14 protein-coding genes are annotated in these 23,320 nt (G+C 64.3%); 10 read left to right on the top strand and 4 right to left on the bottom strand.

Annotated elements, in window-relative coordinates; translation table 11 throughout:
* The first annotated feature begins 112 nt into the window (after positions 1-112).
* The 3 genes from IPI56_02225 to IPI56_02235 are packed head-to-tail and all read left to right on the top strand — an operon-like array spanning position 113 to position 4,278.
* Complete coding sequence (locus IPI56_02225) at positions 113-2,110, top strand: hypothetical protein (GenBank protein MBK7544559.1); 1,998 nt, start codon at positions 113-115, stop codon at positions 2,108-2,110.
* 12 nt (positions 2,111-2,122) lie between these two features.
* Complete coding sequence (locus IPI56_02230; GenBank protein MBK7544560.1) at positions 2,123-2,923, top strand: prepilin-type N-terminal cleavage/methylation domain-containing protein; 801 nt, start codon at positions 2,123-2,125, stop codon at positions 2,921-2,923.
* Positions 2,923-4,278 carry a hypothetical protein gene (locus IPI56_02235; protein ID MBK7544561.1) on the top strand — a complete coding sequence of 452 codons (1,356 nt, stop codon included), beginning with the start codon at positions 2,923-2,925 and terminating at the stop codon, positions 4,276-4,278. Before IPI56_02230 ends, IPI56_02235 begins: the two co-directional genes overlap by 1 nt.
* Positions 4,279-4,556: 278 nt before the next feature.
* Here IPI56_02235 and IPI56_02240 read toward each other — a convergent pair whose 3' ends face one another.
* Both IPI56_02240 and IPI56_02245 read right to left on the bottom strand, forming a co-directional pair.
* Positions 4,557-5,072 (bottom strand): hypothetical protein, encoded by a 516-nt coding sequence (locus IPI56_02240; GenBank protein ID MBK7544562.1) that lies wholly within the window; start codon positions 5,070-5,072, stop codon positions 4,557-4,559.
* 11 nt (positions 5,073-5,083) lie between these two features.
* The gene (locus IPI56_02245; GenBank protein ID MBK7544563.1) at positions 5,084-15,100 is read right to left on the bottom strand and encodes a glycosyltransferase; all 10,017 of its coding nucleotides are present in this window, start codon (positions 15,098-15,100) and stop codon (positions 5,084-5,086) included.
* 122 nt (positions 15,101-15,222) lie between these two features.
* Between IPI56_02245 and IPI56_02250 the strand changes: the two genes are divergently transcribed.
* Positions 15,223-15,594, top strand: a complete 372-nt coding sequence (locus tag IPI56_02250; protein MBK7544564.1) for a DUF2784 family protein — start codon at positions 15,223-15,225, stop codon at positions 15,592-15,594.
* On the opposite strand, the gene IPI56_02255 is transcribed toward IPI56_02250, so the two are convergent.
* Both IPI56_02255 and IPI56_02260 read right to left on the bottom strand, forming a co-directional pair.
* Positions 15,591-16,133 carry a hypothetical protein gene (locus IPI56_02255; protein MBK7544565.1) on the bottom strand — a complete coding sequence of 181 codons (543 nt, stop codon included), beginning with the start codon at positions 16,131-16,133 and terminating at the stop codon, positions 15,591-15,593. The two genes, IPI56_02250 and IPI56_02255, sit on opposite strands and share 4 nt — an antisense overlap.
* 27 nt (positions 16,134-16,160) lie before the next feature.
* Complete coding sequence (locus tag IPI56_02260) at positions 16,161-17,771, bottom strand: BamA/TamA family outer membrane protein (protein MBK7544566.1); 1,611 nt, start codon at positions 17,769-17,771, stop codon at positions 16,161-16,163.
* 97 nt (positions 17,772-17,868) lie between these two features.
* Here IPI56_02260 and IPI56_02265 point away from each other — a divergent pair, with 97 nt between their 5' ends.
* Genes IPI56_02265 through queA form a run of 6 tightly spaced genes read left to right on the top strand, consistent with a single transcriptional unit; the run spans position 17,869 to position 23,004 of the window.
* The gene (locus tag IPI56_02265) at positions 17,869-18,606 is read left to right on the top strand and encodes a YebC/PmpR family DNA-binding transcriptional regulator (GenBank protein MBK7544567.1); all 738 of its coding nucleotides are present in this window, start codon (positions 17,869-17,871) and stop codon (positions 18,604-18,606) included.
* Positions 18,607-18,622: 16 nt separating this feature from the next.
* Positions 18,623-19,105 (top strand): crossover junction endodeoxyribonuclease RuvC, encoded by a 483-nt coding sequence (gene ruvC / locus IPI56_02270; protein ID MBK7544568.1) that lies wholly within the window; start codon positions 18,623-18,625, stop codon positions 19,103-19,105.
* On the top strand, positions 19,102-19,713 hold the full coding sequence (locus tag IPI56_02275; GenBank protein MBK7544569.1) for a Holliday junction branch migration protein RuvA: 612 nt from the start codon (positions 19,102-19,104) through the stop codon (positions 19,711-19,713). The genes ruvC and IPI56_02275 overlap by 4 nt, the downstream gene beginning before the upstream one ends.
* Positions 19,714-19,721: 8 nt before the next feature.
* A complete protein-coding gene (gene ruvB / locus IPI56_02280; protein ID MBK7544570.1) occupies positions 19,722-20,765 on the top strand; it encodes a Holliday junction branch migration DNA helicase RuvB in 1,044 nt (347 codons plus the stop codon).
* Positions 20,762-21,937 carry a SpoIID/LytB domain-containing protein gene (locus tag IPI56_02285; GenBank protein ID MBK7544571.1) on the top strand — a complete coding sequence of 392 codons (1,176 nt, stop codon included), beginning with the start codon at positions 20,762-20,764 and terminating at the stop codon, positions 21,935-21,937. The genes ruvB and IPI56_02285 overlap by 4 nt, the downstream gene beginning before the upstream one ends.
* Positions 21,934-23,004, top strand: a complete 1,071-nt coding sequence (queA, locus tag IPI56_02290; protein ID MBK7544572.1) for a tRNA preQ1(34) S-adenosylmethionine ribosyltransferase-isomerase QueA — start codon at positions 21,934-21,936, stop codon at positions 23,002-23,004. Before IPI56_02285 ends, queA begins: the two co-directional genes overlap by 4 nt.
* Positions 23,005-23,320 lie beyond the last annotated feature (316 nt).

The following is a 23,320-nucleotide window of genomic DNA, read 5'->3' on the forward strand; positions in this document are numbered from 1 at the left end:
TCCGGTTTCCGAACAGAAGAACCATTGAAAATACCCCCTCCCGGGGGTAGGCTTTAATAGGGGTTTCCATGGCGGCAACGGTCGGAAAAAACTGTTGGTTTCTGAGGGGATTATGAGCCAGAATCGCGGCGTTTTGGGACAAAAGAATCACGGAGTTACCCTCTTCGAAGTGGTTATTTCCATGGCCGTGATCGGCATTATGATTATTGTCTTCGTGGGATCGTTGCGTGTCGCCTCGACCAGCATGGTGAAAAGTCGAGAACTCATTCGGCGCAGCCGCGTGGCCAAACACACCTACACCCAAGTAAAAGCCATGAATTTTTTTGACCTCTTTTCGTGCGATTCTTCGCTCCCTCAATACGGGTTTCTCTCCATCGCCGATGGCGGTCTCCATTCCCGGGCGTACAACGGCATTAACGCGACGTCTTTCGCCGATTTTAAGAGCTCCGCTTCCCTGTTGGCCGTTCAGGCATCGGTGGAAGAAAACGGCTTCGGCCATTTTGATCTGACCGTTGAGCACATGCGCAGAGACAAAACAGCGAGTGTGACGCCCGGCGTCGTCACGAATTTGGTCCCCTTCGCGGACTCTCTGCTCACCATTGTCCCCATTCCCCCCGCCGCCCTGACCAATTACACGACCGGGGACGGCTACGACGACTTGGACGCCGGCATCCGATACAATGATTGGAACGGCGACGGTGATTATTACGACAGTTGGTTGGTGTTTTATGTTAATCCGCCCATAGGCGCTCTGCCGCCCGACACGTTCGTCGTTCCCCCGGCTTTTATGGGTGTGGGCCCTCAGATTTACGCCTTGCACTCGAAGGACGAGATTCCCGGGGGCAGCGTTTTCCTCAATATAGTGCCGTCGCGGATCGTCGAGATGCCGGACACGCGCTTGAAACGGGTGACCTTTCGTTTGTGGAACAGGAAGGGGGGGCTGGTGTCGACGGAAGTCTGGTTGATCTCCGAAAAGGACATCACCGGGGAAACCACGGACGACATGGAGTCCCCGCTGCTCTTGGACGTCACGAACCCGCTCCCCGGCATTTTCCTCTTTGAAAGGATGAATCTTCTCCAAATCAACGCCCTGGATCTGCCGATCAACAACAGTTACGCGGCGAGCAATATTTCCGTGCGGGCCGATGCGGGCCAACCTCTGGTTGTCACGGGGAAAACCGGACCTTTGGCGAACGTTTTCCTCAGCAGCGCGCCCTATTGGACTCCGGGGTTTATCCTTTCTGTCTTGGACAACGGGTCCGCGGACGTTTTGGGGGCCTTTTCCATCCCCGCCAACAACATCTCTTTGAACATTGTCGAAGGCACCAACACTCTGGGCGGAATCGCCCAAAACCCCGTCAGCGGGGCTCTTTCGCCCTTTTGGAAGGTGAACGTCACTTATGACCGCCGGGCTCCGGTTTTTGATCCGGGGGCCGAAATCCCCACCGACAACACCGCGGTCGTAACACGAACGCCCTTTGTCGGCGTTCGTTTTTTTGATGACACCGCGTTCACCCCCGCGGTCGCGGGAATCGCGCGCGAAACGGTATGGGTCGGGACCGGTCCCGCGGCCGTCTCCATCAGCACGACGACGGGGCTGTACATGGACAACTGGGCCGTTTACAGCGACAGCTGGGTGGTTGTGGCCAGCTCCGTGTCGGGATTGATTGAGCCGCTTCCGAACGGGGCCTGGGTTTATGTCAAGGCGGAAGGCGGGGACCGGGCCGGGTACAAGGCCGACAAGTCCTGGAGGTTTTTTGTCAACAGCAACCCGGCCGATGTAACACCGCCGGACATTGACACCATCAACATCGCGCCCGGATATCCAACGGAGATCTCCTGCCACATCTACGACAATCAATCCGGCGTGGACTGGCGGACGGTGGATTTGACGGTGCGCGATTCGGCGCTGAATGTGAAAGCACGGGTCAACAGGGTGTCCACCCCGCGCATGGCCGATTATTTCAACCCGATGACGGTGCCCAACGGGGGGGTCCTGGTCTTTCGGTCAACGGAGCCCTGGAGCGCCGGGAATTACACGGCGACGATCTCCGCGGAAAATTTTAACGGGATCAGTTTCAGCGTCTCCCCGGGTTTTGTGGTGCCATAAAAGGAGCGACGATTGAAACCGACCAACCGAGGCGTCACTTTGGTGGAATTGACAATCGTATCCGCCCTCGTCGCCGTATTGGCCGTTTTCGCCGGTCGGATCCTCACCGGGGGCACGCGGACCACGGTGCGGTGGACCTTGAGCGCCGACGCCATGGAAAAAACCCAGGTGGCCTTAACCAAAATTGAATTTGACCTGGAGGAAATGACGGTGGTGTCTTCCAGCACCCCCCGGTTCCTTGAATTTCAATTGGATTCGAACCGATTGCCCGGGTATAACCCAACCGGGGACTTCGACGCCGACGGATTGACCAACGAATTCGACGTGGACGACGACGCCGATATGATCGGGGTGGGGGGCGTTCCCATCCCCGCCACCGACATGAACGGGAACGACCTCTGGGACCAAGACGACGACAACGATGGGAACATCGATGTCCAATGCCGTTATTACATCGACGCGAACCAAAATTTGGTTCGGGATTTCAATTACCAGGAATCGGGATGGGGCAACAACGTTGAAATTCTGTTGGATTCAATTTCCGGTTCCATTTTCAAATATTTTGGATCCGTCAACCAAATTCCCGGGCCCAGCGCGGACAGCAATCGAGACAACATCGTGACCTGGCAGGAAATCGATCAAAACCCCGCGACCGGCAACAGCAACGGAGTGATCGACACCACCGCGGAGCGGCTTTACATCAATTCAATCAGCGTCCACTTGGTTATAGATAAAAACAACGACACGCTCCCCGATTTTTCGACGGAGCTTCGGATTCGTCCGCCGTTGTTGATGGTCAACCGGAGGGTGTGATGAGGAAATTCCAGGTAAAGGGTTTCGCCCTGGGAATGGTCGCCCTGTTTATGCTGTTCCTCATCCCCATGGCCTTCACTTTGATTCAGCGCACCGTTCGTTTAAACCGGACGGTCTGGCGGGAGCAGGCCTCCGGCGTGGGTCGCCGTTTGGCCAGCGAGGTCATGGTGGACTACATGAGCCAATTCTCCAAAGGGTCCGGGTACTATGAAGACCACTTCAGCGCCTCGAGTTTGGCCCGGACGGCCTCGATTTTCTCGGCCGGGGGCTCGACGGCCACCGTGATCCCGAACCCGGCGGCGCGGACAATTCTGATCCGCGCCCAAGGGAAGGCGAGGACAACGGGCCAATCCACCCCGGAAAAAAACATCGAGGCGCTGATCCGTTTCATCCCCCTGGTGGGACAATTTGCCTTTGAGTTTCCCTTTAATTTTACGGACAACGTTCCCGGGGATGTTTACGACGGTCCGGTCCGGGTGGGCATGAATTTTAATGTCGCCGGGGCGAACATTATTTTCAATCAGCCCGTGCTGGTGGGGCAAAACTTGAACGCGCGGATGGACACTCGATTCAATTCCCAGGTGTATCACGGCGGGACCCTCAACCCCGCGTACACCCCCGTGGTCTACACGGCCGGAGTTCCGATCCCCGATGTCTCTCCGACAAAATATTTCTCCATCGATCCCGTCTACTACGCCAACATATGCACGACGAGCTCCTTGGTCACGACCTGGTGGGAGTTTCAGGACAACGCGGGCGTGGGGGAATTCCGGTCCACCATGGATCAAAACGGGGATTTTAATATTGATGGGGCCGATGGGCTCCCAGGGCCTTGGACCCCCGTTCCCGCGTCCGGCGGCGTGTTTTTCACGTGGAACGTGAAAACCTTCGTGTCGGGCACCGTTCGGGGGAGAGTGACCATCGTTTCGGGATGCAGCGGGGGGGCCCCCAACGACGGTGTGCGCGGGGCCATCGAGGTTGTCGGGGCGTTTGGGTATCCCGGGGCCCAACTTTACGCCAACCCGCAGAGTTCTATTTTTCTCCTTGCGGGTCGACGGTTCATCTTGGACATCGTGGTGAATGGTCCGACAACCATGGCGGGGGCTTTCTATGTGGAAAACCCGATTTACAACAGCCCGGAATGCGGGGGGGGGGGCGACGCCAGCCTTATAAGAAGGCGGGGGGTGGGGGCTGTGGGGGGCGACCAAATCAATATTTACGGTTCTTGGAACAACTCAGGCTCATGCGAGGCCTTTAATTGGAGGGTTTTCCACGATCCCAGTTTAACCCTTTATCCCGCTCCCGGCGTCCCCGAATACCCGGCCCTCATGAGCTGGCGGCGTTACAGGAATTAGATCGGCCGAATCGCCCGTCGGGGATCTCCACCGGTCGACGCTTTCCCTGTGTTTAATCGCCCAGAATCGGTTCACGGCGCTCCCCCTTTGGCTTGGGTTAGAGCCCGGATTTTTCAATAGAACGCGGGATTCGACGAACGACGTCGGACATTTTCTTCCTCAAAAAGCTCGTCCGATGTCCCTGTGACCGCGCTAGCGGAAGTGCCGTAGGGGAACGGCCGTCGACCTCGCTTTTTTCGTCGAAAATGCCACAGCCTCGTTCGTCTCGGTCCACACGCCTATTGCAAAGTCCGGGTTAGAACGCTCCGGGGAATTTGGGTTTCCCGGGCGGGTCGCAACCAGCGCGGCGGGGGCCGACGGGTCCAGGTGGCGAACCCCAATTTTTCTCCCCGGTAAAAAGCGCGATAGGCGGCCACCGCGTCCCCCGGGACCCGGTATTTTTCGGGCATGGCCTGGGCGAAGGGCGTCAATCCGCGCCGCGGGAAACGCGCCCCGGCGATGGCCTTTAACACCGCGATGGATTTGTGATCGGTGCTTTTAGGATATCGGTGCCGGTATTCCTCGTTCAGCGCCAGGGCCAAGGACCGCAACCAACAAAAGTTGTCGTGGGATTCACCCGCCCAGAGCACGCAGGGGTGGTTGACGTGGGTGGAACGGTAGGGGGTTTTGAATCCCTTCCCATTGAGGACGGTGCAGAGAATCTGCACGCTCTCCAAGATCATCTTGATCACGTGCTGGTCGCAGTGGGCGCGCGCGCAGCGGGCAATGGCGCGATCCAAAATAAAAATGTTCAGAGTGCCCCCGTTTAGGCTTGGGTGAGGAGGGTCCGGAGGTTCTCGATTTCCCGGGCGATGGCCGCGGACAGCCGGGCCACACCGATGATAACAAAACCCTCGAGCGGGACGACCGCCTCGTCGTTGCGCGCGATGACGCGCGAACCCCGACCGATGGGGTTCTCGGCGCCCGCGGCGTTCCAGCGGTCAATCCAATCCACCAACGCCGTGAGCACCAACCGACCCGCGCCGTCCGCCAGGCCCGGGGCTTCGCCGGGGGTGACGAAACGGACGCGCGCGCCACGCCGCGCCGCTTCGGTCCAAAGGTCCCCCAGGGGGCCCGGTCGGTCCGCCGGCACCACCAGCGTCGTCCCCGGTTGGAGGGCGCCGACGAGGCCGGAGAGATAACGCCGGGTTCGATCCCGTTCTTCCGCTTCCCAGGAGTCAAACCCCAAGAGGTTCACGTGCAGAGTGGTTTCATTGCGCCTCTCCGCTTCCCGCGCGGCGGCGGCGCCGGTTTCCCGCAGGGCCGACCCTTCCAGGGCCGCCGCGGTCACCCGGCCGTCGAGAATCGCCCGGGCGGTGGGCGCGTCCGCCGCCAAAAGGCGGACGGTGGGGACAAATCCTTCTTCCAGTTGATCATCGGAAGCCCCGACGACGCGCCGGCGCAGGTCCTCCAGACCGGTGGCCCCCCAATAATTGTCCCCGTTCTTAAAGACGGCGGGGGGCACGTCGAAACGGACGGGCCCGGCCTCGCCCAAAAGCAAGGATCGCAACAGCGCCGCGCGCGCGGCGCTGTCGTCCGTCAGTCGGCCGGTCCCGCGCCGCAGGAAAACGACGCCTCCCAGCATGGCCAAAGCCGTGGCGGGCGTCCCCGGGGCCTCGGACACCCGTTGCGGTTTGACGTCCACCACGATTTCCGCCCCGCTGTAGGGCACCCGGAAACGGACTTCGTACCGCCCCCCGCCCAGATTTTTCGAACTCAGATAGACAACGCCCGGGTAACGCCGCTGTTCGGCCAGGCGAACGGCCGCCCGCAGGGGGGCCGTGAGCAGGTCCACCTCCTTGGGGGAGAGGACGTGGGGAGCCGCGGTAATACTTCCATCGAGAAAACGGTGGGCCATCCAGCGTTGTGCGTTGATTTGATTTTGGTCGTAGGCGATCCGAACCACGGACAAACCCGCGTAAAACTCCATGGCGCGGGCGGTGTCTTCAAGCGCCATGCCCTCGTCCTGGGTGGGTGTGATTTTCTTGGAGCGGAGCCGCTCGCTCCGTTCCAAATGGGACAGTTCGTGAACCAGGGCCACAAACACATACGCCGGTTGAGCGTCCGCCCCCCCGATGTAAATAACAGAACGTCCGTTTCTTAATTCGGCCGCGGCCGCGGCCTCCGGCCCTTTCGGCGCCACGACGATGTGGGGGCGCGTCTTTTCCAGGACGTGGCGAAAACGTCCCTTTTCGAATCTCCCCAAATGTTCGATGGTGGAGGCCAGGACGGAGGCGCTGGTGGCGTCGTTCGCGTTCCTCAGGAGGGCCGCGAGGTCGGTCCCGGCCGGAAGCGACCTGGCCAACTCCTTTTTTAAAGCCGGAGCAATTTTTTGCGTCACCAGGGCTTCGTTGAGGGACCAGGCCGGGGGGGGCGTCCCTTGGGCAACGACCAAAAGGGGAAGAACGAACAACGCCGCGGCCAGCATCAATGGAGCGACGGCGCGCGCCAACGGGCCGCCCAGCCGGGGCATGTTCTCGATAACGTTTCGTGCGGCCCGGGACCAACGACGCATCCCGGCCAACACCGCCCCCGCCGGTGGAATGGCGGGGGGGATCGTTGCCTCCGCGGTGGGGACCCGACGCGGCGCCCGGGCGATCGTCTCGCTGAGCGCCATCCGGACCGAAACGATTTGGGGAACCAGCCGGGCGCGGGTTTCAGGGCCCGCGTCCGTTCCCGCCATCTTCCAGGACAGGGCCAAACTCATTTCAAGGCCGACAGCGGCGGGCGCGCCCAGGGAGAGGGCCCGCGCCGCCGCGGAGGCGTGGGCGGCGGTGACTTTTTCACGAATCTCCTCTCGAAGCTTCGCGATCAATTCGGCGCGCGACTCCTCCGGGGAGCGGTCGGGGCGGTCGGCCAGGCCCGCCAGTTCCGCGGGTGCGAAATGCAACAACACATAGTCCGCCACGGCATCCAGACTTCCCAGATGGATGTTCTCCGAACGGAGGGATTCGCCAATTCCCCAGGCGACTTCCACCTGGGTCACCAGGGGCTCCCCGGAGGGAAACCGCAGGGTTTCCCCTCCAAAAAAAGCCTGTTCCTCCCGGGGCGATAAACCGACGCCGCGGGGGTAGCCCTCGCGGGTCCCACGCCACCACATCTTGAAGAAGAAGGGCCACGCCGCCCACGCGGGGATGTTGACCAGCAATTTTTCGGCGGAGGGATCGTGCATGACACCCCCGGTGATTTTGTCCCTCAACAGAGCCGCGAGGCGAACGGGGAACCGATCGGGGGTGTTCGCGCCCCGCGCTTCCCCCGGAAGGCGCAGCCAACCCTCGTTGTTCAGAAAAGTCAGAGCGTAGCCCAAATCTTTTCCCAGGGGCACGCCCAGCCAACGGCGCGCGGCCAACCGGAGTCGAATCGCCCGAACGGCCGCGCGGGGGAAAGGGATTTCAATCAACACATTTTCGCCGTCGCCGTAGGTCATGAGGGACGGCGGCACGTCGAACAATCCCTCCTCTTGCCATTTCTCGGCCAGACGGCCGCTTTGCCCGTTCAAGGCCCGGTCCATGGAGGACAACGACCCCAGCGGGGCGGGGGTCGCGTCGGGCATGGCTTCGAGGGCCCCCAGGGTGAGGTCGGGGGCGATGGCCAAGGCCTCGCGGCCCCCGGCGGGGACGGCCGGGGGGCGGCGGTTTATCCAGCCATACAATGTCGCGGCAAACCGGCTCATTCGCGTGGGTTCCACGGCCGGGGACGGCCCGGCCGGATCGCCAAAGCCGGTGCGGGTGTGGGCGAAGAAGGTGGACGGGTCCTCGTAACCGGCCCGGTGTTTTTCATACCGGGTTTTCAATCGGTGGGGGGTGTCGAAGAGCCAGTGAATTCCATTGCCCAAGAACGTCCCCAATCCCAGGGCCCCTCGAATGGGGGCGCGCCATAAAGCGTTGAACGCATGGGGCAGAGCGCGCCTCGCCCAACGGGCCGCGACGACGGCCGTTAACGCCCACGGAAGGGGGGACCCAATTTGGTGTGGAGCGGGTGGGCCCGCCGGCGGGGTCGCCGGCGAGTCGCCAAAGTCCGCCACGCTTTCCCAATGGATCTGGGAATCCAAGAAGGTTGTGTCCGATGGGGGGCGGGGTTTTTGCCGCGCCCACCGCGCCACGATCGCGCCGGCCAACCCCAATCCTGTCACCGCCATCAAAATCGGGTTGGTCAGGCGGAAAGTCGCCGCTGCCAGGCCGCCTGTTTCAGAAACGGGGGCGACCGCGAGGGAGCCGACCGACGGGACCAAGGGAACCGCCGCGCCCGCCGCGGCGGTTTCAACGGCCGCCGGCGCCCCCTCGATCGCCGCGCGCAGGAAGATTTCCTGGCCGGGGAAGATCAAATTGGGATCGACCAAACCGTTTAAGCGGGCCACGTCCATCACGCGGGCGACGAGTTCCGCGTTGTTGCCCCCCTCCGCGAATTGGAGGATGCGCCACAGGGAATCGCCCTGTTCGACGAGAGCTTTCAGACCGCCTCCTTCCAACGGGATCAGAGTGGCGGCGCCGGCGACGTCAACGGGCGCCAAAAACAGGGCGGTCAGGAGGAGGGCGCCTAAAGCGACGCCCCAAAGGCTCCCTCGCCGCGTCGGCAAAGGATCGAAAACGGTGGCCTCCCGGGTCTCGGCAAAGTCCCGCCGGGCGGGGGTCAGAGTGCCGTTGGTGGAAAAATCATGGATGATGATGTCGTTGCCGTCGCGAACCACCTCAAAGTGGAGCCGGGACACCCCCCCCAACATCGCGGGGGCGAGGCCCAGGCGACGTTCCATCACCCCCCGACCCATCACAAGGGGGCGTTGACCGTCCCCTCCCGTCGGCGCGTCGCGGCGCGCCCCGTTGGGCGCGAGGAGGAAAAGCGCTCCGTTCGTCGGATCGATGTCGAGTACGAAAGTCGGGCCGGCGACCACGGGAACCGGCAAATCCGATATGGGCAATCGCGAGACGCGGCGCTCGCTGTTTCGCAAAAGACGGACGGTTTGGGTCGCATGGCCCCAGGCTTCAACGACCCGGGTCTCATAAAGCGTGGGGTCGGCTGTGGTTTTGAAAGCGTTCCGCAACCGGACCACCCCGGGTTTGAGGGCCTCCGGGCTCAGGGGTTCCCGGGCCAAATCGAGGAGGGCCGCGGTCAAATGGTCCTGGGCGGGGACGGTGGGGGGACGCGGGGTCTCGAGGCCGGGGTTCGCCGGGGCCCGCCGGTCCTGAAAAAGCGCGTTCGGGGAAGGCGCAAGCACGGTGGGCTCGAAGGATGGCCCCACGGGGGGCCGGGCCCCATCGGGGGAGGGCGATCCCGCGAATGGGTTCCATCGCGTTTCTTCCACGCCCTCCATCAACCAACGGAAAAAGGCGGACCCCCGCAACGCCGCGGGCAGCGGACGCGCCCCAAACCAGGTCGTGACGGGGGCCGCCAACCAGGTCACCAAGAGAAAAATCACCAAAGGGGTAAAGGAGATGTTGTACGCCCAGAAGGCGACGATCCAAGCGGTTGCGGCCAATGCGACGATGCCGGTGGATCGAAAAGCGTCCGCGAGCGTGAGCCCCCGGGAGGCCCTTTCGGCCTCGGATTGAACTTTCCAGGTCAATCGGTTTCCAAGGATTCGAGCCGTTGCTCGGAAAGCGCGCAAGGGCCCGAAAACGATTTCCGGGAAATACATGAAGGGGGATGTCACTATTTCCATCCCGCCGATCAAGAGGTCCCGGGCCGCGTTGGTCCCCGCCCGAGCGGCGGTTGACCGGTCGCCCGCCCACAACGCTCGAAGCGCGTCGATCGCGGAGCGGGCGGGCTGGTACAGTTTGGGCAAGAGAACCAACCCCACCCCGACGATCAAGAACGAAGCCCACATTAAAACGGGGTTGGAGTGCACGATCGGGGAGCCGGGAAAAGCCGACAGCATTGTCATGGATGTCCAGACAATGAAAAGGGGCGCTTGCACGAAAATGCGCGTGGAGTAATGGGCGATATAAAGCGCCTCAAAAGAGAAAGGAACGACCTCCTTGGACCACGACCAACTCCAGGGCGCCTTTTGCCCCGCGGTGCGGGCGGTTCCGCGAGCGAAGAGGTCGAACAGGCGCCCGAAAATCCCCGGCGATAAGTAGGCGGCGTTCAACAGGTCGCCGACGGTCCATCGAAGGGCCTGTTCTTGTCGACTGATCGGGTTGGCCGGGGTGTCCTCGTAGAACGCAACATCTCCGGTGTACGCCGGGTTGAGAAACAGAGCTTCAATCGTGTCGTGGCTGAGCAGGGCGGGGGGCAAAACCTCCCGGGGGGAGGCGGGGGTCCCGACAAATTGGTCCAAAAAGGTTTCGTTGCGGGCGAGTCCTTTGCCGTAGGCCCCTCCCCGCCCGAGAAGTTGAAACTGGGTTTCCGGGATGCGGGACATCCACCGGTGGGTCAGGGTGCTGCGGAATTGGGTCCACGTTTCGAGGCGGGCCGGAAGAAGGCCGGGTTGAATGAACCCACGGTCCGGGTTGGCGGCGCCGATTTCAACCAAACGGCGAATTGTTCCCGGTGGCGCTCGGTTGTCGGCGTCCATTAAAATGCTGAAGACAACGGGACGGGGGTTTTCCCCGAACGAGGAGCGCCCTTCCCGCAGGCCGGCAATGTCCGCGGCCATTCGTTGGTCCAACGCGTCGATTTCGGGGTCGTTGGGGCCGGGGGGCGGTTCAATGTTGCCGCGCGCGCCGAACGTCGGTTTCTCCGCGCTGCGATCGCCCCGGTCCAAATAGTTGATCGGGCGTTCTTGGCCCCGCGTCGCCAACGCCATGAAATCAAGGTACTGACCGGGTTTCTTTAATACGGTCGAGGCGCGGTGGAGGTATTTGAGACCTTGGGCGGTCCGCTCGATCAGATCGAGAACGGCGGCGTCCCGCGCGCCTCCCGTCAGACCCGCGGCCTCCCAGCGGGTCTCATGGAACAACCAAAAATCGTCCCGCGGTCCGGGGACGGCCCGACCCGCGCGTCGTGCCCCGGCTTCTTCGGATAAAATCCGCCGTATCTGTTCACGCGCGTTTTCGATCGAATCCAATTCGTGGGTCACGATGCCCCGGGGCGCGGAGGCGCTGACGAGCACGGCGATCACGTTCCCCCGGGGATCCAGATTGTCGAGGTACGACCGCGTCATATTGTCCACGGCTTCCGCCGAGCTTTCCCGGTGGGTCGACCGGAGCATGTACGTCAACGCCGTCCGGGCACCGTCGGGGACACCGTCGCTGAAATTCGAACGCCGCAACACCGCGGCGCCCTTCACGGGGAAAGCGGAACGAAGCGTGAGGAGAATCAAATCGGCCACGCCCCCGTTCAAAACGAAGGTGATGGCCAAATACAGCGCGGCGATCGGGGTCGAGGAGGCCGACCAATCGAGCGTCAGCGCGAAGAGCCCGGTCAAGGCCGTTGCGAGAACGAGGACTTCTCCCAGATAACGACGCGTCGCGGGCAATGCGGGAGCCGTCCGGCGGCCCGGCTCCATCGGTTGGTTTCGAAAATCCGCCCCCCGCCCTTCGCCGTCCCGGCCGCGCAGGCCATCCACAAAGCCCGCCCAGGCCGCCGTTAGCACGCGGGGATTCCGGGTCCGGACCGCCACCCGGAGGACTCGGAGAATGGTTAACGTTGTTTCGACCAGTCGCAACAGGGGTTTGGAAGCGAGGGGGGAATTGTAAGTGAAGATCAAAACCATAGATCGGACAATGTAGTAAGTGCGCGCGGGAGAAAAATTGCCATAAAGGTCCCCGTCCAAACTCTGATGGACGTTGTGTAAAATTTTTTCCCGCACGGGCGCCATGGCGATTTGGTCGCCGCCTTGTCGCACACGGGAAAACCAATCGCGGTCTTCGTTGCCGAAAAAGTAGCCTGATTTAAAAAGCCCGTGTTTGGAAAAAGCCTCCAAACGGACCAGGACCGCCGCTGTGGCCACCCCATCCACAGCGGCCTTCTCCCCGGTGGGGACGCCGTTGCCCCGGTCCGAGGCCCATTGCCCGGGCCAGCGCCACACGTTGTGGTACCAGTTTCGCCACACCCGATCGGGACGGTTTTCAAAGTGGAGGGGCGGCGCCCAGGCCACCCGGTCCGGGGAATCGGACTCCGCCGCCACGACCATATCCTCCAAGCTGGACGCCGTGAGGCGCACATCGCTGTCGACCAGGAAAACATAATCCGGTCTGTCGGCGGGCGCCCGTTCGAGGAGGCGCCTCAGTCCGACGTTGCGACCCTCCGCGGCCCCGGTGTTCCGGTCGTTGACGATCAATGTGCTCCGGGGGACTTGCGCCACGGCCCGGGCCAGGGTTTCGGCCGGCGCGTCGGTCGAGGCGTTGTCGACCACGATCAACTCCCAAGGGGTTTTCCCAGCGGGCCAGGCGGCCATTCGTTCGATGGCGCGCACCGTGTCGCCGGTGTCGTTGTGGGTCAATATCAGGATCGCCGCCCGGGGGACGGTGCCAACGGGGCGCGCGGGTCGGGGGGTGGGAGGCGTGGGTCGTCCCGCGCGGGGGAATCGAATGACGAGAAGGTTCACGGTCGCGTGCAGGCCGAGAAAAACGAGATAGGCCACTTGGGCGGGGGTCAAACCCACGACGGCCGTTCCATCGGCGGGCAGGCCCAACAGGAGACCCGCCACCGCGACGAGCCCCGCCGCCAAGGCGGCGTTGCCCTTGGCACGGCGGCGATCGCGGGTGAGGAAATCCCCGAGGTGGAGCACGGCGTAAGCGGCGAGGGACAGACGGACGAACAAATCGAAATCCCCCGGCAGGCCGACGGCCGCGCCGATCCCGGCGGCGATGAGCCCGGCGAGACCGGCTTCCGTCGGCACCGAAAGGCCTCGGTAGCGGGCCGCGGTGACATGCAACGCCTTGGGGGTGGACGCGTTCCACAATCGCGGGAGCCAGAACATCATTCCGCCGACCGTGTTTGGTCCCGGGTCGAAGTTGTTTCGCCAGCGGGCCGCCCAGGTTTCGGCGGCGTCGTTGAACCGGGCGTGGAGGTCGTTGGTGCCGATGCGGAACGACACGCCGCCCCGCAGGGGGTCGCGGGACACCGTCACGCCGGGTTCGGCGACGGTGGTCCGTCCGGTTTGCATCAGGTGCTGGAGGGCCAAGTAAAAACGCTGAACCACGCCCGGCCCCGCCAGCGCGATGGGGCGCGAGAGGTAAACCCGCTCGCCCGAGACCAGCTTTTCGATGGGCAGGGGGTCCTGGGCGAGGAGGTCCAGATAGGGGTTGTCGGCGGGGATCTCGCGCATCGCGGGAGCGACCACCACGTAGGACACCTGTTGGCGCCGCCAGAGGGCCATCAAACCGTCGGTGTGGAAGCCCCCCGCCACCAGCACGCCCCGGTCGGCGCCGCGGGCGGCGATGGCGTCGAGGAGGTTTTGGGACAGGGCCGCGTTCCGGCTCAAGGCCAATTCGCAGAAATCCTCAAAGGGTTTTAATTCCGCGGCCGTGAAGTCCGTCGCGTCCGCGGCCGGGTCAAGGCCCTGGTACCGGGCGTTCAGGGCGAGGAGCCCGTCGCGCCGCGCCGTGTAATCGCGCCAGTCCGTCGGGGCCAGCGTGTGGGCGAAGGCTTTTTCCAAAAGCGCCAGGTCCCGCGCGATTCCGACCAGCGCCCGTTCCCGGGGGGTCCGGGCCAAGGCGTTTTGGACGCGATTTCGACGGACGGCGATTTCCTCCAAAAGGGCCGCGCGATCGATGGCGTCGGCCGAGGACACGTAATCGATGTAAGCGGAAAGGGGGGCGAAGGCGCGGAGGTCGACGCCGTGGGCGCGCGCCACGGACCGGAGGCGCGCGTGGTATCGACCCACGCTCATCCGGCCCGCCCGCACGTCGAGGCCGCTGGAAACGAGGTCCGCCAAGGCGGGCCTTGGCAGACGGTCCACCAGGGCGTTGACCAGTCGGCGCCGCTCGACTTCCACCGCCTTGAAATCCAGCGTTCTTTCGAGTCGGGCGATTTTATTCAGCGCCTCGATGTTGGGCGCCTTCGGTAACGCGCGCGCCGGAACCGCTCCGTTCAAATACTCCAAATACGCCGTGAGCGACAATCGACCTTCGTCGTGGTCGCGCGTCCGCCGGTGAAACGCCCGCAGGGCCGGCGAAGCGTGGGCGAGCTCCGCGCGGTCGAGGCGGTCTTGGAATCGCCGGAGACGGTCCCGAAGCGGGGCCGCGTTGGCCCGCGCGGCGCGGAGCGCGGCCACGTTTTGGTGGTAAAGGTCGTCGTCCTCGGCGCCGATGACGAGAGGGCTTCGGGGCGCGGTGAGCGCCGCGTGTTCCGGGCCGGCGATGAGGCCCCGCTGAAGGAGAAAATCGGCGATGGTTCCGGTTGTCGCGCTGTCGGGAAAACGCCGCAGGGCTTCGACATCGATGGGGCCCGAAGCCCCTTCGAGCGCCACGGGGCCCGCGGGATCGGCGTCGGCCAGGCGGCCCACCAAGGCGGCGATGTGCCGTTGGGCGTCCTCAACGCCGTGGGCGTCTTGAATGTGGACGATGAGCGGCGCTCCGGAACGCGGGGAAATGTGTGCTTCGCGCACCCAGCCGTGTTCGGCCACCAGGGCCGAGAGCCAATCGGACGGCGAAGCCGGTGGGGCGGCTGGTCGGTCGAAAGCGAGGGGAGCCGCGCCCGGGAGGGCCGCCAGAAGGGGGGAAGGATTCACACTCGGGGCGTGTGTCGATTCTTGTGATCGCAACCGGCGGGAAATCTCCCGCCGGGAATCCCAAAGAGAGCTTTCTTGGGCGTAGAGGCCCACCCCTTGAACCGCGAAAACAACGGCGGCCAGGGCGAAACGCAAAACAGGGGCGGGGCGGGGAATCAAAGTAAAGTTCATTCCTAATAGCTTAATGACCCTAGGCGAATGTCGCATTAAGTGGATGTAAATTGCTTGTAACAGTGAGCCGGCGGGGAAATCGGAAAAATTTCGTGTATGATTCCCTGGAAAGGAGGAAATCAATGCTTTGGCGATTGGCGGCCGATGGGGTCGCCCTCATTCACGGTTTGTGGGTGCTGGCGGTGGTCCTGGGACCCTTTTGGGCTTTGCGGCGACCGGTGGGTCGGACCTGGGTGGTGACTCTCTTGCTCGCGACGGCTTTTTTTTGGGCGTTTTATTGCCCTCTGACCGTCCTTGAAAATTTCCTCCGTTCAAATTACGATCCCGCCGGGGTGTACACCGAGGGTTTCCTGGCCCGTTACGTGCGGCCCTGCGCCGACGCCCGCCGCTGCGGTCCCGCCCTGGCGTGGGGGGTTCGTTTGTGGGCGGGCCTGTGGGTGGTCGTGTACGCTTTTTTGTGGGGGCGGGAACGCCGCCGAGCGTTGCGGAATTAATTCGCCGTTTTCGGTTGTTGGACTTTGGCCTTCCGGGGGACCCCCGCGTTCACCCGGTCCAACACCTTTTGCCGGTGGGTGGGCACAAGCCATTCGAGGATCAGCCAAATCTCCCTTTTGTCGGTGGATTGAAGCACCAGGGCGGCGTTGCTTTGGTCGGGGGCCCGGTCGTCGAAACGGACCGAGGCCACCTCCGACCAGGCCATTTTGGCCGGCCCGTTCAAGCTTTGAATCGCAAGGCCGTCCTTGGTAAAACGCCACTCGATCACCGGCCGGGCGGGTCGAGCGAATAACAATCCCACCCCGCAAAGGATGGACAGCGTCGGGGCCAAAAACCCCAGGGCGCGCGCGCTCAATCCCCAATGCAAATGACGGACCGTCCAAGGCGCCACCCGCGCGCGGAAGAAAAACGCCAAAGGCATCAACACCAACCCGACCATGGCCAGCACCGTGAAAAACAACGGCAGGGTGGGGCTCATCCAAATCAGGGTCAAATCCGCCCCTTTTTCCATCAAAGTGTAACCGGTGGAAAGCGTCATGGGTCTCCTATCCTAGCATAGCCGCCGTCAAAACACGTGCCCGGTGGCGAACGTGAAAACCGGGGAACGGTTTCCGTCGTCGTGCGCCCGCGTTGGCCAGGCCAAATCGAACCGCAGGACGTTGCCCAGGCTCGCCCGGGACAGGTGAAGGCGGAGCCCCACGCCGTAATCGCCCCGCAGATCGGCGGCTTTGACGGGCTCGCCCCGGGCCCAGGCGTATCCCACGTCGGCGAAGGCCGCCGCGCCCAGACCGAAGAAGTTCAAAATGTCGTCGACAATGAAAATCCGGTTTTCCAGGTTGGCGACAAACAGGCGGTTGCCCTCGAACGCGCTCACGGGGTAACCGCGCAGGCCCCGGTCCCCGCCCAGAAGAAGTTGGGTGTCCACCGAGGGGTTCAGCACGTTCTCCCAGGCCGCGTGGGCCGCCCAGGTCGTCCATTTTTTCGCGTGATTGTAATATTCGAGGTCCCACCGCTGTTGGGCGTTTTCCCACCCGTTTTCGTAGCGGCCGCGCCCGGCGACGGTCAGCAACGCGAACGCGTGGCGGGACCGGGCGATCCCCCGGCTCCAGACGCCTTCAACGGAGGTCGCGTTGCGGGATCCCGTGACCCATCGTTGGCTTGAGAAGCCCGCGCGCAGGTCCAGCGTGGGGCCCATGTTGTAGTCCTCCTCGCGGCTGAACAATCGGATGTGGTCGGTCGTGATGAACCGGTTGCGGCTCCATTCCAGGGTCGGGCCGAAATAATGGTAGACCCGGTCGGTCTCCAGGCCGGGGACGGGGACCGGGGTTTCCAGCCGTTCGTGTTCGTACCGGTAGGCCACGCCCAGGCGGCGGATCCGACGGGGGGTGGACCAGAGGGACACGCCCACGCCGCCGCCCAAGGACCGGTCCTCGTTGGTGAACCGGGCGACTTCGTCCCCGTCGGCGTAGAGGAGGGTGTCTTTTTTATTGTAGTCGCCGGAACCCTTGAAAGCGAAAGGGGTCAAGCTGGAAAAGAAGGGCCGCTCCAGTTTGAGCGCCCGCGCGGAGCCCTCGTCGGTGTCCTCGTAGACCCCGGCCAGGCGCAGGCGCGTGCCGAACAAGCCGGGGTCGTCGTAGGAAAGCCCGCGGCTGATGTTGTCGAGGTCTTTTTTGTACGACACGTTGATCTGCTTGCCGAGCCCGAAGAGGTTGCGTTCGCGCACCCCGAACCGGTACTTGGTTTCCCCGCCCGTGCTCGAGACCGAGGCGTAGGGTTCCGTGGTCCAGGTGTCCTGGGTTTCCACCACCACATCCACCCGCCGGTTGCCGACCGGCATCGGGCGGACGTGCACGTCGCGCAAGCGGAGGATCCGCCGCAACGCGCGTTCGGTCTCCTCCGCGAGATCCGGGTCGTAAGGGTCGCCCGGTTTGAAAAGCAATTGATTGCGAATGGTGTTGTCCCGGGTGGAAAAATGCAGATGGTTGACGAACCGGTACAAACGCTTGTTTTCCGAGGGGACGCTCGTGTCGAAAATGGCCCGCCGCAAAATATAGACCCGGGCGATGCGGTGGCCCCGGAAGGACGGGGGCGCGGCGGTCGCGGCGGGGGGGAAAGCCAGCGCCAGGCCCAAAAGAGAGGCCAGAGCGGGGCGGGGGAGGGCCCAACGGGGTTTCATGGCCTTTCAGTATAATGGATTTGGTCGCCTCGGCGAGGGGTTTTCCGGGGCCGACGCATCTGTTAAAATGCCCCATTCGCTTTTAAAGGAGCCGCGCATGTCGGGCCACAGCCGTTGGGCAGGGATCAAGCACAAAAAAGGCGCCGCGGACGCTAAACGAGGGAAGGTGTTCACGCGCATCGTCCGCGAATTGACCATCGCCGCCAAAACGGGGGGCGGTTTACCGGAAAACAACCCCCGCCTGCGCAAGGCGATCGAGGACGCCAAGGCGGCGAATATGCCGTCGGACAACGTCAAAAAGGCCATTCAACGCGGCACCGGGGAAATCCCCGGCGTGGTGTTCGAAGAGGTCTCCTACGAAGGCTACGGCCCCGGCGGGGCCGCCGTCCTGGTGACGGGCACGACCGACAACAAAAACCGGACCACCTCGGAGTTCCGCAAAATGTTTTCCACCCACGGGGGCAATCTCGGGGAATCGGGTTGCGTGGGCTGGATGTTTCAGGCCAAGGGCCAGATCGTGGTGGAAAAAAGCGCTTGGAAGGACGAGGACAAATTGATGACCGTGGCCCTGGACGCCGGCGCCGAGGACATGAAGTCCGACGACCCCGAAGTCTACGAAGTGCTGTCGGCGCCCGCCGATTTTGAAAAAGTCCGGTCCGCCGTGGCCGCCGCCGGGATCCCGACCGCGGTCGCCGCGGTCACGTTGGTGCCCTCCACGCGGGTGGCGTTGGCGGGCGCCGACGGCGGCAAGATGGCGCAACTGCTGGAGGATTTGGAAAACCACGACGACGTCAAGGACGTTTACGCCAACGCCGATGTCGAGGACCGGGACTGAGCCGCCGGCCGACGGCATGAAAGTTCTCGGCATCGACCCCGGCATGGCCACCACCGGCTGGGCCGTGGTCGAGCGGGCCGGGGACGGCTACCGCGCTCACGGGTACGGCGCCATCGTCACCGGCCCCCGGACCCCCTGGCCCCAGCGCCTTCAGGAAATCGCCCGGGCCCTGCGCGACGTGGTCGCTCGGGAAGCCCCCGCCGTGGCCGCCATCGAAGATTTGTTCATCGCCAAGGACAGCCGCACCGCCAGCTCCGTGGGCCACGGGCGCGGCGTCCTCTTGTACACCCTGGCCGAACTGGGTCTGCCCATCCACGAATACAACCCCCGCCAGGTGAAGGTCGCCTTGACCGGCTACGGCGCGGCCGACAAATCCCAAATGCAAAACATGGTGCAAAGGCTGCTGCGCCTGCCCGCCCCGCCCAAACCCGACGACGCGGCCGACGCCTTGGCCATCGCTCTCTGCCACTTGAACACGGCGGCGGTGCTCGTTCGATGATCGCCCGACTGCGGGGCGCCGTGGTGGAACGCCGCGACGGGGGGGTCGTGCTGGACGTCGCCGGCGTGGGGTACGAGGTCGCGCTCGGCGCCTCGGCCGTCGCGCGGCTGCCCCCCGACGGGCAGGAGGTCCGGCTTTTTGTCGTGGAGTCCACCGCCATGTACGGCGGGGGCACCACCCTCTACGGTTTCCTGTCCGAGGACGAGCGCCGCCTCTTCGACGTTTTTCGGGACCACATCCCCAACACCGGCGCCAAAAAAGCCCTGGAACTGCTCGACAAAGCCGTCAAATCCCTGCCCGATTTTCACCGCGCGGTGTCCACCAAGACCCCCGCCGCGCTCGTGGGCCTGTTCGGCTTCACGGCCAAAACGGCCGAAAAATTGGTGGTCGCCCTGCAGGGCAAGCTGGACGCCGCCCTCCCCGCCGCGCCGGGCGCCCCGCTCCTCGACAGCGCTTTTGAGGAAGCCGTCGCCGGCCTGGTCGCGCTCGGCTACCGCGAACCCAGCGCCCGCGCCGCCGCCGAGGCGGCCCGCGCCGCCCGGGGCACCGAGGGATCCCCGCAGGACTTGATTCGCGACGCCCTCGGTCGGCTGGTGGGTCGGTCGTGACGGAGGCGATCCGGCCCGTCGGGCCCGAGCTCCTCGGCGGCGAGGAACCGGTGGACACGGCCCTCCGCCCGAAACGCCTCGCGGATTTCGTGGGCCAGGACAAACTCAAGAAAAATCTCTCCGTGTTCATCCAGGCGGCCCGTCAGCGGAACGAACCCCTGGACCATTGCCTTTTTTCCGCGCCGCCGGGCCTGGGGAAGACCACCCTGGCCCACATCATCGCCCAGGAAATGGGCGTCGGGCTTCGGCAAACCTCCGGGCCAGTGCTCGAGCGCGTCGGCGATCTGGCCGCGATTTTGACGGGCCTCAAAGAGGGGGACGTTTTTTTCATCGACGAGATCCACCGCCTGAACCACGCGGTCGAGGAGGCCCTCTACCCCGCCATGGAGGATTTTGCCCTCGACATCATCATCGGGCAGGGGCCCTCGGCCAAGACGATCAAACTGCCCCTGCCGCGGTTCACCCTCGTGGGGGCCACCACCCGGGCCGGGCTTTTGACCGGCCCCCTGCGGGACCGGTTCGGCATCGTGGCGCACCTGGATTTTTATGACGAGGCGGACCTCGGCGTCATCGTCGAGCGGTCGAGCGCGCTTCTGAACGCGCCCATCGACGGCGAGGCCGCCCGGGAAATCGCCCACCGCGCCCGGGGCACGCCCCGCGTCGCCAACCGCCTGCTTCGCCGGGTCCGGGATTTCGCGACCGTTGAAACCGGCGGTCGGATCGTGCCGGCCGTGGCCCGCCAGGCGCTCGACGCCCTGGAGGTGGACCGCGTGGGGCTTGACGCCATCGATCGGAAAATCCTTTCGACCCTGATCACGAAATTCGCGGGCGGGCCCGTGGGGGCGGACACCCTCTCCGTCGCCGTCAGCGAGCAGCGGGACACCCTGGAGGACGTGTACGAGCCGTTTTTAATCAAGGCGGGGTTCCTGCTGCGCACCCCCCGCGGTCGAGTGGCCACCCCCGCGGCCTGCGCCCACCTGGGCCTCAAGCCTCCGCCCTCCGTCCAGGGCGCTCTTTTTCCCTCCGCCGAGCCCGAAACCCCCACGGCGTGAACCCATCGACGCGCATCGCCGCGGCGCTGGTCGTCTCCCTCGCCGTGGCCGGAACAAGTCCCCTCGCCGCGCCGTCGGCGGATCTGCGGGCGCCCGATCCCCGGCGCGACCGGTCCACGGTCCTGCGGGTCGGCCTGGCCGACGCCGCTCCCGAAATCGTCCTGGGTCCCGGGGCCTATCGCGTTCGGGCCAAGGGCCTGGACCGCGTCCACCGATGGAAAGACGAGCAACGCCTGCGTTTGACCGACCGGGGTTTCTCCCTGGGGAAAGTCCTCTGGTCCTCTCCCGTCGTCCTGAGCGCCCCAAAGGAGGACGACCCCGTCTTGATCAACCGGCGCCCCTACCGGGGAAAAGTGGAATTGGAACGGGTGGGGCGCGCGGTGCGAATCGTCAATGTCGTGGGGGTGGAGACCTATTTGCGGGGGGTTCTCCACATGGAAACCAACGAGGCCTGGCCCACCGAAGCGCTGAAAGCCCAGGCCGTCATCAGTCGGACCTATGCCGTTTTGAACCGCGGCCGACACGGGAGCCGCGGCTACGATTTGTGCGCCACCCCCCATTGCCAGGCCTACGGCGGCGCGGCGGCGGAACGGCCCGCCACCGACGCGGTCCTTCGCCGCACGCGCGGCGAGGTGGTCATGGACCGCAAAAAACGGTTGGTCAGCACGGTCTATCATTCCTGTTGCGGAGGCTCGACCGAATCCGCCCAGAACGTCTGGCGGCACGCGGGGCAACCCCATCTCAAAGCGGCCCGTTGCGGCTGGTGCCGGGGTTCGCCCCACTATTTTTGGAAGGCGCGCGTTCCGACGGAACTGGTGACCGCTCGCCTGAACGCCGCCGGTTACGATTTGGGCGAGGTGCGCGCCATCGGCGTCCTCAGCCGGACCGGGACGGGGCGCGTGCACCGCTTTCGCGTGTACGGGCAAAAAAGGTCCCGGGACATTCCCGCCAACGAATTCCGCAACATCGTCGACCCGCGCCGAATCCGCAGCACGCTCATCGCCGGAATCTCCAAGCTCGACGGGGCGTGGCAGTTTCACGGGCGCGGCTGGGGGCACGGTGTGGGGCTGTGCCAGTGGGGCATGAAGGAATTGGCCGACCAAAGCATGGCCTACGGGCAGATTTTGCGCATTTATTACCGCGCGGTCGAGGTGCGCGATTGGAAGGATTGACCCCCCCCGCCGCGGACTTGGGTTTTCCCGCTTTGCCCGAGGACTTGATCGCCCAGACCCCGTTGGCGGAGCGGGACGCGGCGCGCCTGTTGGTGGTCGATCGATCCACCGGGCGGCTGGACCACCGCGTGTTCCGTGACCTGCCCGACTGGTTGGCCCCCGGCGACGCTTTGGTTTTGAACGACGTGCGCGTGGCGCCCGTTCGGTTGCGGGGACGCAAGGGCACGGGCGGGAAAATCCAGTTTTTGCTGCTCGCGCGGTTTCCCGGGGGGGACGCGCGGTGGACGTCCCTGGTCACGCCGCGGCCGAAAGTCGGTCAAGCGGCCACCCTGTCCGACGGAACGACCGTTCGTGTCGCCGCCGCGCGCCCCGAGGGGGAATACGAGCTGGTGTTCGATCGTCCCCCGGACCTGGAGCGGTGCGGGGAAGTCCCCCTGCCGCCCTACATCAAGCGGCCGACGGGCGACGCCCCCGGCGATCGGGAGTACTATCAAAACGTTTACGCCCGGGCGACGGCCGCGGAGTATCCCGCCGCCGGACCGGCGGCGCCGCTCCCCCCGGGGGCCGTGGCCGCGCCGACCGCGGGGCTCCATTTCACCCCGGCTTTGTTGAAAAAAATTGAGGACGCCGGGGTCGATGTGGTCCGTGTGACCCTGTGGGTCGGCTGGGGCACCTTCCGCCCGGTGACCGCTTCCGATTACCGGGCCCACCCAATGCTGCCCGAACTTTACCGAGTGACCGAGGACGCCGCCCGGCGGATCAACGCCGCCCGGTCCGCCGGGCGCCGCGTTTGGGCGGTGGGCACCACCGTGGTCCGCACGTTGGAATCGGCGTTCCGGGGCGGGGCGGTTGTTCCCGAAACGGCCGAAGCGCGCCTTTTTATCACCCCCGGCCACAGGTTTCGATCCGTCGATCGATTGGTGACCAACTTCCACATGCCGGGGCACACCCCGTTGCTGTTGACCGCGGCTTTCACGGGCGTTCCCCTCCTCCGTTCCGCCTACCAAGAAGCCATGGACCGTCGCTACCGTTTCCTTTCTTACGGCGACGCCATGGCCGTCCTTTAAACAAACGCGTTCTTTTTAACGGCACGCTCGCCCACACCGGCGGGAATATTGTTTACAACTTATTTACATTTCCAAAAGGTCATCTTAAGGGCGGTTGGGTTTAATAGGGGTGTCGGGAAGGCGTCCAAGGAGGCCTTTATGGGAAACACCACGATCGAAAATACCTCTTGCAAAGAACCCCAAATCGCTTATCTTTGGATCAACGGTCCTCGACGGCGAATCCATCCGGTGGACGCCGACCTGCCCCTTCCGTTGGGGCGCGGCGTCGGCGGGAGCGGGATCTGTCGCCTTTGTGAAAAATTATTGACACCTTTTT

This window comes from Elusimicrobiota bacterium, from assembly GCA_016706425.1.
Lineage (GTDB): Bacteria > Elusimicrobiota > Elusimicrobia > FEN-1173 > FEN-1173 > JADJJR01.